General features: G+C 72.3%; 14 protein-coding genes. 4 read left to right on the forward strand and 10 right to left on the reverse strand.

Features of this window, described 5'->3' with window-relative positions; genetic code table 11:
• Nucleotides 1–18: 18 nt before the first annotated feature.
• Both ACH54P_RS14835 and ACH54P_RS14840 read right to left on the reverse strand, forming a co-directional pair.
• Complete coding sequence (locus ACH54P_RS14835) at nt 19–324, reverse strand: hypothetical protein (protein WP_489913007.1); 306 nt, start codon at nt 322–324, stop codon at nt 19–21.
• A complete protein-coding gene (locus ACH54P_RS14840) occupies nt 321–707 on the reverse strand; it encodes a DUF948 domain-containing protein (RefSeq protein ID WP_086678291.1) in 387 nt (128 codons plus the stop codon). Before ACH54P_RS14840 ends, ACH54P_RS14835 begins: the two co-directional genes overlap by 4 nt.
• Before the next feature lie 128 nt (nt 708–835).
• Between ACH54P_RS14840 and ACH54P_RS14845 the strand changes: the two genes are divergently transcribed.
• Nucleotides 836–1726, forward strand: coding sequence for a hypothetical protein (locus ACH54P_RS14845; RefSeq protein WP_489913009.1), 891 nt, complete (start codon nt 836–838; stop codon nt 1724–1726).
• Nucleotides 1727–1772: 46 nt separating this feature from the next.
• On the opposite strand, the gene ACH54P_RS14850 is transcribed toward ACH54P_RS14845, so the two are convergent.
• From ACH54P_RS14850 to ACH54P_RS14865, 4 genes are all read right to left on the reverse strand, one after another.
• A complete protein-coding gene (locus ACH54P_RS14850; RefSeq protein ID WP_489913011.1) occupies nt 1773–2618 on the reverse strand; it encodes an NAD(P)-dependent oxidoreductase in 846 nt (281 codons plus the stop codon).
• Nucleotides 2615–2806, reverse strand: a complete 192-nt coding sequence (locus ACH54P_RS14855; protein ID WP_489913012.1) for a hypothetical protein — start codon at nt 2804–2806, stop codon at nt 2615–2617. The genes ACH54P_RS14850 and ACH54P_RS14855 overlap by 4 nt, the downstream gene beginning before the upstream one ends.
• A gap of 120 nt (nt 2807–2926) precedes the next feature.
• Complete coding sequence (locus ACH54P_RS14860) at nt 2927–3304, reverse strand: VOC family protein (RefSeq protein WP_489913014.1); 378 nt, start codon at nt 3302–3304, stop codon at nt 2927–2929.
• A 302-nt stretch (nt 3305–3606) separates the two neighbouring features.
• The gene (locus ACH54P_RS14865) at nt 3607–4980 is read right to left on the reverse strand and encodes a replication-associated recombination protein A (protein WP_489913016.1); all 1374 of its coding nucleotides are present in this window, start codon (nt 4978–4980) and stop codon (nt 3607–3609) included.
• 144 nt (nt 4981–5124) lie between these two features.
• Between ACH54P_RS14865 and ACH54P_RS14870 the strand changes: the two genes are divergently transcribed.
• The 3 genes from ACH54P_RS14870 to ACH54P_RS14880 all read left to right on the forward strand — a co-directional run bounded on the left by ACH54P_RS14870 (nt 5125) and on the right by ACH54P_RS14880 (nt 7854).
• Entirely contained in the window at nt 5125–5820 is a 696-nt protein-coding gene (locus ACH54P_RS14870; protein WP_489913018.1) for a TetR/AcrR family transcriptional regulator, read from the forward strand.
• Nucleotides 5821–5851: 31 nt separating this feature from the next.
• Entirely contained in the window at nt 5852–7063 is a 1212-nt protein-coding gene (locus ACH54P_RS14875; RefSeq protein WP_489913020.1) for a cytochrome P450, read from the forward strand.
• A gap of 62 nt (nt 7064–7125) precedes the next feature.
• Nucleotides 7126–7854: a metallophosphoesterase family protein gene (locus ACH54P_RS14880; protein ID WP_489913022.1), complete on the forward strand. Its 729-nt coding sequence runs from the start codon at nt 7126–7128 to the stop codon at nt 7852–7854.
• On the opposite strand, the gene ACH54P_RS14885 is transcribed toward ACH54P_RS14880, so the two are convergent.
• The 4 genes from ACH54P_RS14885 to aspS form a co-directional block, all read right to left on the reverse strand.
• Complete coding sequence (locus ACH54P_RS14885) at nt 7826–8677, reverse strand: SGNH/GDSL hydrolase family protein (protein WP_489913024.1); 852 nt, start codon at nt 8675–8677, stop codon at nt 7826–7828. The two genes, ACH54P_RS14880 and ACH54P_RS14885, sit on opposite strands and share 29 nt — an antisense overlap.
• 145 nt (nt 8678–8822) lie before the next feature.
• Nucleotides 8823–10010: a phosphotransferase gene (locus ACH54P_RS14890; RefSeq protein WP_489913026.1), complete on the reverse strand. Its 1188-nt coding sequence runs from the start codon at nt 10008–10010 to the stop codon at nt 8823–8825.
• 79 nt (nt 10011–10089) lie between these two features.
• Complete coding sequence (locus ACH54P_RS14895) at nt 10090–11037, reverse strand: DUF389 domain-containing protein (protein WP_489913028.1); 948 nt, start codon at nt 11035–11037, stop codon at nt 10090–10092.
• A complete protein-coding gene (gene aspS / locus ACH54P_RS14900) occupies nt 11037–12812 on the reverse strand; it encodes an aspartate--tRNA ligase (protein ID WP_489913030.1) in 1776 nt (591 codons plus the stop codon). Before aspS ends, ACH54P_RS14895 begins: the two co-directional genes overlap by 1 nt.
• Nucleotides 12813–12936 lie beyond the last annotated feature (124 nt).

Consider the following 12936-nt stretch of genomic DNA (forward strand, 5'->3'; position numbering starts at 1 on the left):
GTTCCGGGCAGGCCCGGATCAGCCCTCCGCCCGGCGAGCTCGCCGGACCGGGCGCCGGGCGGCAGCGGCGTGCCGTCCTTCGGCGCGGGGCGCCGAGACGCCCGTCCGCTCCTCGACCATGTCGTGCAACTCCTGCTCCCGCTCGTTCATGCCCGCGCGCACCTCGGCACCGAACGAGCCCACGGCGCCGGCCAGCTCGCGCACGGCCTCCCCCAGGTTCGATGCTAACCCGGCCGGACTGGCCTGACGAGCGGTTTCGGTGGCCTTGCGGGACAGGGCGACGCCGGCGACCACGCCGACGCCGAGCCAGAACAGGCGCTTCACTTCGCCGCCTTCTTCGCGGCCTTCAGCGCGCTCTTCTTCTTGCGCGCCTTGATCGCCTTGCTGAGCCCGTAGGACAGCGCCGCGGTCTTGACCAGCGGGCCGCCCAGGGTCGCGGTGAACACCGACGCCAGCGCGGAGACGTTCCCGGTCACGGCCTGGGCGTTCGAGGTGATCCCGTCGACCCGCTCGAGCTGGGCGTTGACGTGCGTGATCGTCTGGTTCGCGCCGATCAGCAGCGGGTCGGTGTTGCTGTTGGTGCGCTCGATCGCCTCGGTGGCCGCGTCCAGCGTCTTGCCGAGCTTGATCAGCGGGATCGCCAGCAGGACGACCAGCACCACGAATGCTCCTGCGGCGATCAACGCGGCGATCTGCCCTGCCGACACGGGCCCTCCTCGGTTCACGGGTCTTGGGTGCCGATGAGGTTACCGCCTGGCCGGGTCCCCGACCGTGTCGGCCCGCGCGGGCCGGAAAACGCGTCGCCCCGGCGGCCGCGGGGCGGTAAACCTGGGCGATGGGACACGACGACGGACCCGGGCGCCGGGTCCTTTCCGGACCGGGCGGGGAGGCGGCCGACGTGCTGGCCGCGTTGCCCGGCGCGGACCTGACGACGGTCCAGCTGGAGGTGGCGCGCCGCCGCGCGGCCCGGCTGTCCGGGCCCGACGTGCTGCGGCGGCACCGTGCCGACCGGTTCGTCGCGCCGAGCCCGCTGCCGTTCGCGCTGCTGCGCCGGGTCGAGGACGCCCTGCTGGCCGAGGCTTCGGCGTTCGACCTGGTGCCGCTCGCGCCGGTGGTGCCGCTGGGCACGCACTCGGCGGTGACCGGGCTGGCGCAGCACCGGGTGGTGCCGACCGGCCGCGGCACCGAGGTCGCCGCCGACCCGACCACCGGGCTGGCCCTGGAAGCGGCGGTGCGGCGCGCCGCCGGCGCCGAGGTCCGCCTGGCGGCGGTCCAGCGCGTGGTCCGGGCGCAGCGGGCCGGCGGCGCCGGGCTGTTCGCGCACTTCTCGCTGTTCGGCGCGGTGACGGCGGGCCGCGACCCGGGCAACCTCGGCTTCGAGCGGGCGGCCGCGGCCGAGCACGCGCGGCTGATGGCGGCGGGGTGCCGGGCGCTGGGCGCGACGGAGGTTTCGCTCGGGGTGACGGTGCTGGATCCGCGCTTCGACGGCCTGCTCGACGGGGTGGACGTGCCGGTCCACCCCTTCCCGGACCGCGAAGGCGGCCGAGGCGGGTACTACGAGGGGCTGTGTTTCAAGGTGTACGCGTCCTTCGGCGGTTCCCCGGCCGAGGTCGGCGACGGCGGCTTCACGCCGTGGACGCGGCGGTTGCTCGGGAACGCGAAGGAACGTCTCATGACGAGCGGCCTGGGTGTGGACCGCCTGGCCACGCTCCTCCCCGGCTCGTGAGCGCCCCGGTGTTACCGAATCCCACGCCGGGGCGCTGGAGCCCGCGTCAGGAGGACTTCAGCACCGCCCGGTAGAGCGCCGCCATGTCCTCGTCGCCGTGGCCCGCCGCCACCACCGACTCCAGGTGGGACAGCACCGCCCGGGCCCCGGCCACGTCGACGGCGTCGCCCGCGGCCTCCACGACCAGGCGCGCGTCCTTCGCCGCCAGGCCCGCGGGGAACGACGGCGGGTACTCGCCCGCCAGCATGGCCCCGCCCTTGACGTGCGCGTAGGCGACGTCGAGGCCGCCGCCCGAGATCGTCTCCAGGAACAGCGCCGGGTCCAGGCCCAGGGCCCGGGCCAGGCCGAGGCTCTCGGCCGTGGCGTTGGTCAGCGCGAGCACCCACGCGTTCACGACCAGCTTGAGCCGGCTTCCCCCGCCCGCGGGCCCGAGCCACAGCGTGCGCATCCCGACCGCGTCGAACACCGGCGTGGAGGCGGGGCGGCTCTCCTCCGGCCCGGACGCCAGGACCAGCAGCTGCGCCTGCTCGGCGGGCCGGCGGGTGCCGAGCACCGGCGCGTCGACGAACACCACGCCCGCCTTCTCCGCCGTCGCCGCGAGCCGTTCGGTCCACTCGAGACCGACCGTGCTCATCTGCAGCCACAACGTCCCCGAAGCAGGCGAAGCGGCTTCGAACGCCGAAGCGACGGCGGGGCCGTCGGCCAGCATCGTCACCAGGACGTCCGCGCCCTCGGCCGCCTCAGCCGCCGAATCCGCGACCGAGGCGACGTCCGAGAGGGGTTCGGCCTTCGCACGGGTCCGGTTCCAGACCCGCAGGTCGAGGCCCGCCTTCGCGACGTTGGCGGCCATCGGCGCGCCCATGATCCCGGTTCCCAGAAACGCGACAGTCATGCCGCCATCGTGCCGAAGCCGGGACGCGGCCGCGCGCTCAGCCGACCGGCGAACGCCGTCATCACGGACTGGACGACCACCAGGTACATCAGCTGCCGGTGGACGAACTGCTCCAGCGGCAGCGCCAGCAGCGGGCCGAGGCGCTCGCCGTCGAGCCGGAACGCGATGATCCCGGGCACCAGCTGCATGAGCCGGAAGACCGGCCAGTAGCCGAGCGCGGTGATCCGGACCTGCCCAAACGGCAGGGTTCTGCCGTCAGAGGCGGTTATTCACCGTCTTTTCCGGAAATGCGGGACACGACCCCTGGATCAGTAGTCGCCCAGCAGGCAGAAGGGGTGCCCGGCCGGGTCGGCGTAGACGCGCCAGCCGCGGCCGCCGAGGTCGGGGTCGAGCAGCCGGCCGCCGTGCTCCAGGACCAGGTGGTGCGATTCCCGGAAGTCGTCGACCTCGAAGTCGAGGTGGAACTGCTGCGGGAAGGCGGGATCCGGCCAGCGCGGCGGCTGGTGGTCGAGAGCACGCTGGAAGCCGAGGACCGTCCCGTTCACGTGCAGGGTGGACCAGTCCTCGTCGACCCGCCACCGCGGGTCCGGGCGGTCCACCTCGCCGCCGAGCAGGGCCTGGTAGAAGCGGGCGAGCACGACCGGTTCCGGGCAGTCCAGGACGATGCACTGCAGCGTCGCGGGCACGGGTACGCCTCCTGCTGTCGCCGGGGCCCCTCCCGAGCCCCTCGAAGTGGGTAGTTTACGAAACCCGATGATCTTGGTGCCCGCGCCCCGATCTTGGCGAACGGCGTTCAACCGGGCGTGAAGTGCCCTTCACGCAGTGATCACGTCGGGCCGCGATCGGGCTGCGGGCAACGGCACCGCGAACGGGCCGCCGAGACTTCCCCGCGCTCAGCCGCTCCCCGCAGCGTGCCGTACCTGGGCTCGCGACGCGGCGGCGAAGAGCGGCTCCGAGAACTCGAGCGCCCCTTCACCCACCTCCCACCTCACTGGCCGCGGATCGTGCGGCGCAGCTTCGGGACCCGCTCGGCCAGCGGCCGCTCGGCGCCGCGCTGGGTGGGCTCGTAGTAGTCCTTGCCGACGAGCTCGTCCGGCGGGTACTGCTGCGCCAGCACGCCCTCCGGCACGTTGTGCGGGTACCGGTAGCCCTGCGCGTTGCCGAGTTTCTTCGCGCCCGCGTAGTGCCCGTCGCGCAGCGGGGGCGGGACCGCGCCCGCCAGCCCGGCCCGGACGTCCGCCAGTGCCGCGTCGATGCCCTTGATCACCGCGTTCGACTTCGGGGCCGTGGCCAGGTGGACGGTCGCCTGCGCCAGCGCCAGCCTGCCCTCGGGCATGCCGATGAACTGGACCGCGTGCGCGGCCGCGACCGCCGACTGCAGCGCCGTCGGGTCGGCCATCCCGATGTCCTCGCTGGCGTGCACGACCAGCCGCCGGGCGAGGAACCGCGGGTCCTCCCCCGCCTCGATCATCCGGGCCAGGTAGTGCAGTGCCGCGTCGACGTCGGACCCGCGGATCGACTTGATGAACGCGCTGATGACGTCGTAGTGCTGGTCGCCGTCGCGGTCGTAGCGCACCGCCGCCTTGTCCACAGTGGACTCGACGATGGCGAGGTCGATCGTCTTCGCCTCGGTGGCCGACGCCGCGTCCGCCGCCGCCTCCAGCGCCGTGAGCGCCCGGCGCGCGTCCCCGCCCGCGAGCCGGACCAGGTGGGCGCGCGCGTCCTCGGTCAGCGTCAGCTCGCCGCCGAGGCCGCGTTCGTCGGCCAGCGCGCGCTCGATCAGCTCGGTGATGTCCTCGTCGGTCAGCGGACGCAGCTGCAGCACGAGCGACCGCGACAGCAGCGGCGAGACGACCGAGAACGACGGGTTCTCCGTGGTCGCCGCGACCAGCAGCACCGTGCGGTCCTCGACCGCGCCGAGCAGCGCGTCCTGCTGGGTCTTGGAGAAGCGGTGCACCTCGTCGATGAACAGCACCGTGTTCTCGGCGTTGTACTGGCGCCGCCGGCGGGCCTCCTCGATGACCCCGCGCACCTCCTTGACGCCGGCCGAGAGCGCCGACATCGCGACGAACCGGCGGCCGGTGGCGATGGAGACCAGGTTGGCCAGCGTCGTCTTGCCCGTGCCGGGCGGGCCGTAGAGCAGCACCGACGCCGGCGCGGCGCCCTCGACCAGCCGCCGCAGCGGGGCCCCTTCGCGCAGCAGGTGCTGCTGGCCGACGACCTCGCCGAGCGAGCGCGGCCGCATCCGCACGGCCAGCGGGGAGCTGGCCGGGTCCGCCTGCGGTTCCCCCGCGTTCGACGTCGTGCGCTCCGGCGGAGGCGCGATGTCGGCGTTCACGGTGAAGAGCTCGTCCTGTGCCACACCGATGACGTTAACCGACGGCACCGACAACTCCCCTTGCCGAGGTGCCCGGCTCCGCGCTACGGTCGTGGTGACTGGTTGACCGAAAGTGCGATTCTGGTCAACAGGTCAAATGCTCAACGAAAACAGATCAGGTGGACACGCATGAGTCATCCCAACCGCGAGCGCGCCGACCGCATCCTGGACGCGGCGGGCGAACTGCTGCTGCGCATGGGCTACCGCAAGGTGGCGATCGACGACATCGCGCGCGCGGTCGGGATCGGCAAGGGCACCGTCTACCTGCACTGGCGCAACAAGGAGCTGCTGTTCCAGGCGCTGATGATGCGCGAATCGGCCGACCTGACCGACGAGATCCTGAACGCGATCAAGGCCGACCCGGCGATGATCCTCCCGCACCGGATGATCTCGGCCTCGTTCCTCGTCACCCACCGCCGTCCGCTCGTGATGGCGATGCTGCGCGGCAACGCGGAGATGTTCGGCTCGCTGGGCGACGTCGCCTTGAAGAAGCAGCAGGACGAGCTGCGCACGCAGTTCGAGGAAGCGATGCTCCGGCGCGGGCTGATCCGCGCGGACGTCCCGAACGTGAGCTACGCGCTCCACGCCGCGACGATCGGCTTCTACGTCGGCGACACGCTTTCCGACGAGTTCGCGGGCATCCCGCTGGAGGAGAAGGCGGATGTCCTCGCGTACCTGATCCGCACCACGTTCGAGCCGCCGGGGGAACCCGATCCCCTCGCGGTCGCGGACGTGGCGGCGGAACTGGGTGCGGCGCTCGAGGAGCTCGTCGCGGGCTACCGGAAAGGGATCTACGCACACGATCCCGCCAAGGCACCCGGCTGAAGCCGGGGCCACACAGGGGAAAGGGGCGGAAATGACCACCACACCGGCGGACACCTGGGGACTCCACGCATCCCAGTTCTGGCTGCGGGGGAAGCAGCCGGAGAAGCGGGTCGAGTTCGCCGCCGACCTGGGGATGTGGAACGTCTACGGGCACCCGGAGATCGAGGAGATCCTCCGCGACCCGGCGACGTTCTCCTCCGACACCACCCGGCTGGTGCCGAAGGAGATGATGCCGGACGCCGACCTCGAAGCGATGTCGGCCGGCAACCTGCTGCAGCTGGACCCGCCGCTGCACAACAAGATGCGCAAGCTCGTCAGCCGGGCCTTCACGCCGAAGGTGGTGGCGGACCTCGAGCCGAGGATCGCCGCCATCACCCACGAGACGCTCGACGCGGTCACCACCGACGGCCGGCTGGAGCTGGTGGCGGACCTGGCCTACCCGCTGCCGGTGATCGTGATCGCCGAGCTGCTGGGCGTCCCGGCGAGCGACCGGCACCTGTTCAAGGGCTGGGTGGACAAGATGTTCGAGTCCGGCGAACAGCTTTCGCTGGTGAAGAAGGACGAAAAGCAGGACGAGGCGATCAAGAAGTCCCTGGAGGGCCAGAAGGCGCTCACGGACTACCTCGGCGAGCACGTCGACGAGCGGCGGAAGCAGCCGCGCGAAGACCTGCTGACGAAGCTCGTCGAAGCCGAGCTGGACGGCGAACGGCTGTCCCGCAACGAGGTCGTCAACTTCGCGAACATCCTGCTGCTGGCCGGGCACATCACCACCACGATGCTGCTCGGCAACACCGTCCTGAGCCTGGACACCCACCCGGAGTGGGACGAGCGCGCCCGGGCCGACCGGACGCTGGTCCCCGCGGTGATCGAGGAATCGCTGCGCTTCCTCACGCCGTTCGCGGCGGTGGCGCGCACGACCATGCGGGAGGTGGAAGTCGGCGGCGTCACCGTGCCGGCCGACCAGCTGCTGATGGTGTGGGTGGCGGCGGCCAACCGGGACGAGCGGGTGTTCACCGACCCGGACGTCTTCGACCCGCTGCGCGACCCGAACCCGCACCTGGCGTTCGGCCGCGGGATCCACTTCTGCATCGGGGCGCCGCTCGCGCGGCTGGAGGGACGGGTGGCGATGAACATCCTGTTCGACCGCTACCCGGCCCTGCGCACGATCCCGGGTGAGCCGCCGAAGTTCCAGGTCAACCCGAACATGACCGGCGTGCGGGAGCTGCCGCTCACGATCGGCTAGGCCGGTTGCGCCCTGGGCGAAATCCCTCGCCCAGGGCGTCGGCCGTGCCCGATGGTGGGGCGATGAAGGTGGCGGTGCTGTCCGACATCCACGGGGTGCTCCCCGCGCTGGAGGCCGTCCTGGCGGAGCCGGACGTGCGCACGGCGGACCGGATCGTCCTGCTCGGCGACGTGCTGGCGGGCCCGATGCCGGTCGAGACCCTGGAGCGGTTGCAGCCGCTGGGCTCGCGGGCCGTGTGGGTGCGGGGCAACGCCGACCGGGAGCTGGCGGCGTCCGCGCGCGGTGCCGGCGCGTTCGTGCCGGACCCGATCTTCCCGTGGGCGGCGCGGCAGCTGCGTCCCGAGCACCTGCCGGTGCTGGACGCCCTGCCGCTGACCGTGCGCCTGGGCGAGGTGCTGTTCTGCCACGCGACTCCGCGCGACGACAGCGAAATCGTGCTCGTCGACAGCCCGCTGGAGCGGTGGGCGGAGGTCCTCGACGGCGTCGCGGAGCCGACGGTGGTCTGCGGGCACACGCACATGCCGTTCGTCCGGCTGGCCGACCGGCGGCTGATCGTGAACCCCGGCAGCGTCGGCATGCCTTACGGGACAGCCGGTGCGCACTGGGCGCTGCTCGGCGACGGCGTCCAGCTGCGGCGCACGGAGTACGACGCCGAGGCGGCGTGCCGGTTCCTCGCCGAGCACTGCGCGTATCCGGACATCGAGGAGTGGGCGGACTTCTTCGTCCGCCACCCGGCCTCGGACGCGGAGGCGCTGCGGGTGTTCAGCGGTTCCGGAACGAGTGCCACATGATCACCGCGGCGTAGGGCAGGAACTCGCGGCCGCGGCGCCAGAGCCACGGGATGCCCTTGAGCACCAGCCAGCCCACGTGGCCGGTGGTGCTCGGCTCGGCCCCGCCGCCGCAGGTGAGGCTCACCGGCTCGGGGACGTCGAAGCCGGCTTCGGCGAGGAGGCGGGTGAAACCGTCCGCCAGCATGCGGTGGCCGAGCTCGGAGGGGTGCAGCCGGTCGACGCTCCACGACGTCAGGTCGTAGGCGCCGGGCAGGTGCTCGAGATCGAGGCAGGGCACGCCTTCGCGGGCGACGACGTCGTCGATGGCGGTGTTCAGTTCGGCGACGCGGGCGCTGAGGGCGCGTTTCAGCGACGGCGGGAGGCGGAAGACCTTGCTGTGGTCGTGGAACCGGACGGGGATGACGGTGGTGCCGGTCTCCCGCAGCCGGTGGACGACCTCGGTGAGATCGGCGGCGATGCGGGCGGCGTCGAAGTCGGGGCGCAGGGTGTCGTTCATGCCGGCGACCACCAACGCGACGTCGGGCCGGTGCGCCACGGCCGCGGGCACCTGCCCGGTGAGCACGCAGCGCATCCGGGCACCGGTGAAGGAGGGATTCAGGTAGCCGTCGGCTTCGACCCCGAGCGCGGCGGCGACCAGCGGGCCGACCCCCCGCCAGCCGCCCTTTTCCGGCAGCGGATCCCCCAGCCCGACGGCGGTGGAGTCGCCGAGCACGACGAGCCGCCGCGCCTGCCGCAGCGGCGGAACGGCGGCCAGCGGAGGACGTTCGGGACGTTCGGGAACAGGAGTGACATCGACGCTCATCACGGTCACGCCCACGACCATCGGCCACGGAGACTCACGCCCGGTGAGGACGAGGTAACGCTGTCGCGACAGGGCGCCTAACTCTTGACGCTCTGGTCAGGGGCGCCGGGAATGTCGTGTTCTGGGTGGGTGGCGCATCCACCGCCCTGTGGACAACCAAGCCGGCTCAGCGAAAGGCCGGGTAAAACGCCAGGTCAGCGTGCGGCCCCAGCCGAGCCGCCAACGCCGCCGCCACCCGGGCCGCGAACTCCGAAACCGCCGTCATGCGGACATACCCGGCGTGCTTGGCCAAATCTCGCCACCACGTCACGAACGCCGCCTCGCGGCTCACCGGGGCCGCGTGGCGGGACAGGTCCAGCGAACCCAGCTCCTCGCCCGTGATCAGCCAGACCCGCAGCAGCTCGCTGCTGGTCAGGTGGCCGGCGAGGGCTTCGTCGTCGGCGAACGCCGGCCACACCCCCACCACCTCCGCGCGCCACGCCGCGATCATCGCCTCGCTCATGCCCGCCGGGAGGGCCAGCGCGTCCGGCCAGCTCGCGAACGGCAGCCGCAGGTGGGCGGCGTCGACCAGGGCCGAACGGACGCAGCCGTACTCGAAGTCGAGGAACCGGACGCTGTCGCCGGTCACCAGGTTGTTGTCCGGGCTCAGCTCGACCGGGCTGAACGCCCGGAAGCCCGCCGACCGCGACTGCTCCAGCGCCGCCGCCACCTGGGCTCGGACCGCCTCCGGCACCGGGATGCCCAGGCGCTCCTGGATCACCGACGGCACCCGCGCGCAGAGCTCGTCGACGCCGCTGGAGTCGCTCTTCGCCGGCCCGCCGAGCCGCCGCAGCAGCGCGTTGAAGTCGGCTTCGCGCCCCGCCGTGTTCGCGTGCAGCCGGCCCAGAGAGCGGGCCCAGGACAGCAGCGCGCGCTCGGCCGCGCGGGAGTCGCGGGCGTAGAGCTTGTCCTCCAGCGTCGGCGTGCGGCCGAGGTCCTCCAGCACGAGCACGCGGTGCGTGCCGTCGTGGGCGAGCAGCTCCGGGCACATCCGCTCGTCCGGCGCCAGCGCGGTGAACAGCTGGTAGCTGACCGCCTCCTGGGCGAACGGGTCGGCGCCGCCCGGCGCCGGCGGATCCGGGTAGTGCTTGATCACCAGCGTCCGCGGCAGCGCGAACGACGACGACACCACCCTGGCGCGGACAACCGTGGCCGGTCCGCTCCCCGCGAGGTCCTCGGGCGCGACCAGGGTGATCGGGCTGCCGAACCGGCGCGAAAGAACGGACTCGCCCGCCGCGACCGCCGCGGCGACGGCGAGGTGCTCGGCTCCTGCCCCGACCCCAGCGTCGCCGGCGGAGGAGGTGTCGACTGTCATTGTCACCGACCCTACTCGTGACTGAGCAACCATGGCTATTGACATCCGGTCAGCAGAACGCGACCGCCCGGGATCCGGGTCACCCGCGTGAAAGCGGACGCATTCCCACCGGTGAACGTTGCCCATTCCGGCGCACGATCAACACAATGGCCGCTGCTGCAACGATTCCGAGAAGGTTGACGAGCAGCTGGCCGACCGACTGGAGGCACCGGCTCCACTCCCCCGCCACGGCCGCGACGACCGCGTAACCGGCGGCCGGCACCGTGGTCACCGAGATGAAGACGCCCACCAGCGCGGCCGACTTCGCCGACGTCATGGCGAGCATCCCCGCGGCACCGGCGAGCATCGCCACGACCAGCGACGGGACGCCGACGGAGAAGACGAAGTCGACCTCGTTGTGCTGCTGCAGCTCGAACGCCTTGTCGCCGAAGACGTCGGTCGCGCGGACCAGCAGCGCGCCACCCAGCGTGACGACCATGGCCAGCGGGAACCCGACGACCAGCGCGGCCGCCGCCTGCCGGACGAGCTGCCAGTGCTTCAGCACCAGCCCCGCCGCGAGCGCGGCCAGCGGCCCGAACTCCGGGCCGACGACCATCGCGCCGACGATCGTCACGGCGGAGTCGGTGAGCACCCCGACCGCGGCGAGCAGGCAGGCGATGGTGAGGAACGCCAGGAACGTCGCGTTGAGCCGCGACTCTTCGCCGGTGCGGGACAGCAGCTCCTGCCACACGACGGCGTCGGCGGCCTCCCCCGGCGCGGCCTCCTCGGCCTCGTCGGCGGCGTCGGAGAGCGCCGTGTCGAGCGATTCGAGCGTGATCCCGCCGGTGTGGTCGAGGTCGAGCCCGCACAGCGCGTCGACGATCTCGTCCGCCGCCTCGCGCGCGATGTCGGCCTCGACCAGGTCGCCTTCGGGCTGCACGGCGACGCCGCGGTGCACGATCAGGTGCGCTGTCCCGGTGTGGGCCCGCAGGATGTCGAGCGCCTGGGCGGTCTTCTCCGGCGGGCACACGGCCCTGAGGTGCAGCACTAGTTCTGCGGCGCGGCGGCCGGTTTCGCGTCGATCCCGGCCTCCTTGCGCTGCTGCGCGGTGATCGGCGCCGGCGCCGCGGTCAGCGGGTCGTACCCGCCGCCGGTCTTCGGGAACGCGATCACGTCACGCAGCGAGTCGGCCTTCGCCAGCAGCATGACGATGCGGTCCCAGCCGAACGCGATGCCGCCGTGCGGCGGCGGGCCGAAGGCGAAGGCGTCGAGCAGGAAGCCGAACTTCTCCTGCGCCTCCTCCTCGCCGAGGCCCATCAGGCTGAAGACGCGCTTCTGGACGTCGCCGCGGTGGATACGGATCGAGCCGCCGCCGATCTCGTTGCCGTTGCAGACGATGTCGTAGGCGTAGGCCAGCGCGTTGCCCGGGTCCTGCTCGAACTTGTCGATCCACTCGGGGGTCGGCGAGGTGAACGCGTGGTGCACGGCGGTCCACTTGCCGGAGCCGACGGCGACGTCGTCGCCGATGTCCTCGACCGGCGCGAACAGCGGCGCGTCGACGACCCACACGAACGACCAGGCGTTCTCGTCGATCAGGCCGAGGCGCTTGCCGATCTCGTCGCGCGCGGCGCCGAGCAGCGGCTGCGTGGAAGCGGCCTTGCCGGCGGCGAAGAAGATGCAGTCGCCGGCCTTCGCGCCCGCCGCGGCGGCGACGTTCTCGCGCTCGTGCTCGGACAGGTTCTTGGCGACCGGGCCGCCGAGCGTGCCGTCCTCGTTGACGAGGATGTACGCGAGGCCGCGGGCGCCGCGCTGCTTCGCCCACTCCTGCCACGCGTCGAGCTGGCGCCGCGGCTGGTCCGCCCCGCCGGCCATGACGACCGCGCCGACGTACGGCGCCTGGAACACGCGGAACGGCGTGTCGGCGAAGAACTCCGTCATGTCGGTGATCTCGAGGTCGAAGCGCAGGTCCGGCTTGTCCGAGCCGTACTTGGCCATCGCCTCGTGGTAGGTGATGCGCGGGATGGGCCGCGGGATCTCGTGCCCGATCAGCTTCCACAGCGCCGACACGATGTCCTCGCCCAGCGCGATGACGTCGTCCTGCTCGACGAAGCTCATCTCGATGTCGAGCTGGGTGAACTCGGGCTGCCGGTCGGCGCGGAAGTCTTCGTCCCGGTAGCAGCGCGCGATCTGGTAGTACCGCTCCATGCCGCCGACCATGAGCAGCTGCTTGAACAGCTGTGGCGACTGCGGCAGGGCGTACCAGGAGCCGGGCTTGAGCCGGGCCGGGACCAGGAAGTCGCGGGCGCCTTCCGGGGTGGAGCGGGTCATCGTCGGGGTCTCGATCTCGACGAAGTCCTGGGCGTGCAGCACCTCGCGCGCGGCGCGGCTGACCTCGCTGCGCAGCCGCATGGCCGCGGCCGGGCCGCTGCGGCGCAGGTCCAGGTAGCGGTGCTTGAGGCGGATCTCTTCGCCGACGTCGACCCGGTCGTCGATCGGGAACGGCAGCGGCGCGGCCTCGGAGAGGACTTCGAGCTCGGTCGCGAGGACCTCGATCTCGCCGGTGGGGATCTCGGCGTTCGCGTTGCCCTCGGGGCGCTTCGCGACCTCGCCGACGATCTTCACGCAGAACTCCGACCGCAGCGCGTGCGCGCGCTCGGCCATCTCGCCCTCGCGGAAGACGACCTGGGCGACGCCGCTGGCGTCCCGGAGGTCGATGAAGATGACGCCGCCGTGATCGCGCCGCCGGGCCACCCATCCGGTGAGGGTGACGGTCTGTCCGGCCTGTCCGGCACGCAGGGTGCCGGCGTTGTGAGTGCGGAGCACTGCGACTGCTCTCCTTCGACATGGGTCTCGCTGCCCGGAAAAGGCTAACGAACAGCCCAACGCTTGGGGGGTCCGGGTGGCGGAGCCCCCGGCTCGGGGCGAAGCCCCGAACGTCACAGCTTAG

The sequence above is a fragment of the Amycolatopsis sp. N2S4-7 genome (assembly GCF_058119595.1).

Coding starts and splice junctions, on each gene's coding strand:
- ACH54P_RS14870 (WP_489913018.1), top strand. CDS start 5,125: ATGAGTCATCCCAACCGCGAGCGCGCCGACCGCATCCTGGACGCGGCG.
- ACH54P_RS14855 (WP_489913012.1), bottom strand. CDS start 2,806: ATGCAGCTGGTGCCCGGGATCATCGCGTTCCGGCTCGACGGCGAGCGC.
- ACH54P_RS14875 (WP_489913020.1), top strand. CDS start 5,852: ATGACCACCACACCGGCGGACACCTGGGGACTCCACGCATCCCAGTTC.
- ACH54P_RS14890 (WP_489913026.1), bottom strand. CDS start 10,010: ATGACAGTCGACACCTCCTCCGCCGGCGACGCTGGGGTCGGGGCAGGA.
- ACH54P_RS14885 (WP_489913024.1), bottom strand. CDS start 8,677: ATGGTCGTGGGCGTGACCGTGATGAGCGTCGATGTCACTCCTGTTCCC.
- ACH54P_RS14850 (WP_489913011.1), bottom strand. CDS start 2,618: ATGACTGTCGCGTTTCTGGGAACCGGGATCATGGGCGCGCCGATGGCC.
- ACH54P_RS14880 (WP_489913022.1), top strand. CDS start 7,126: ATGAAGGTGGCGGTGCTGTCCGACATCCACGGGGTGCTCCCCGCGCTG.
- ACH54P_RS14845 (WP_489913009.1), top strand. CDS start 836: ATGGGACACGACGACGGACCCGGGCGCCGGGTCCTTTCCGGACCGGGC.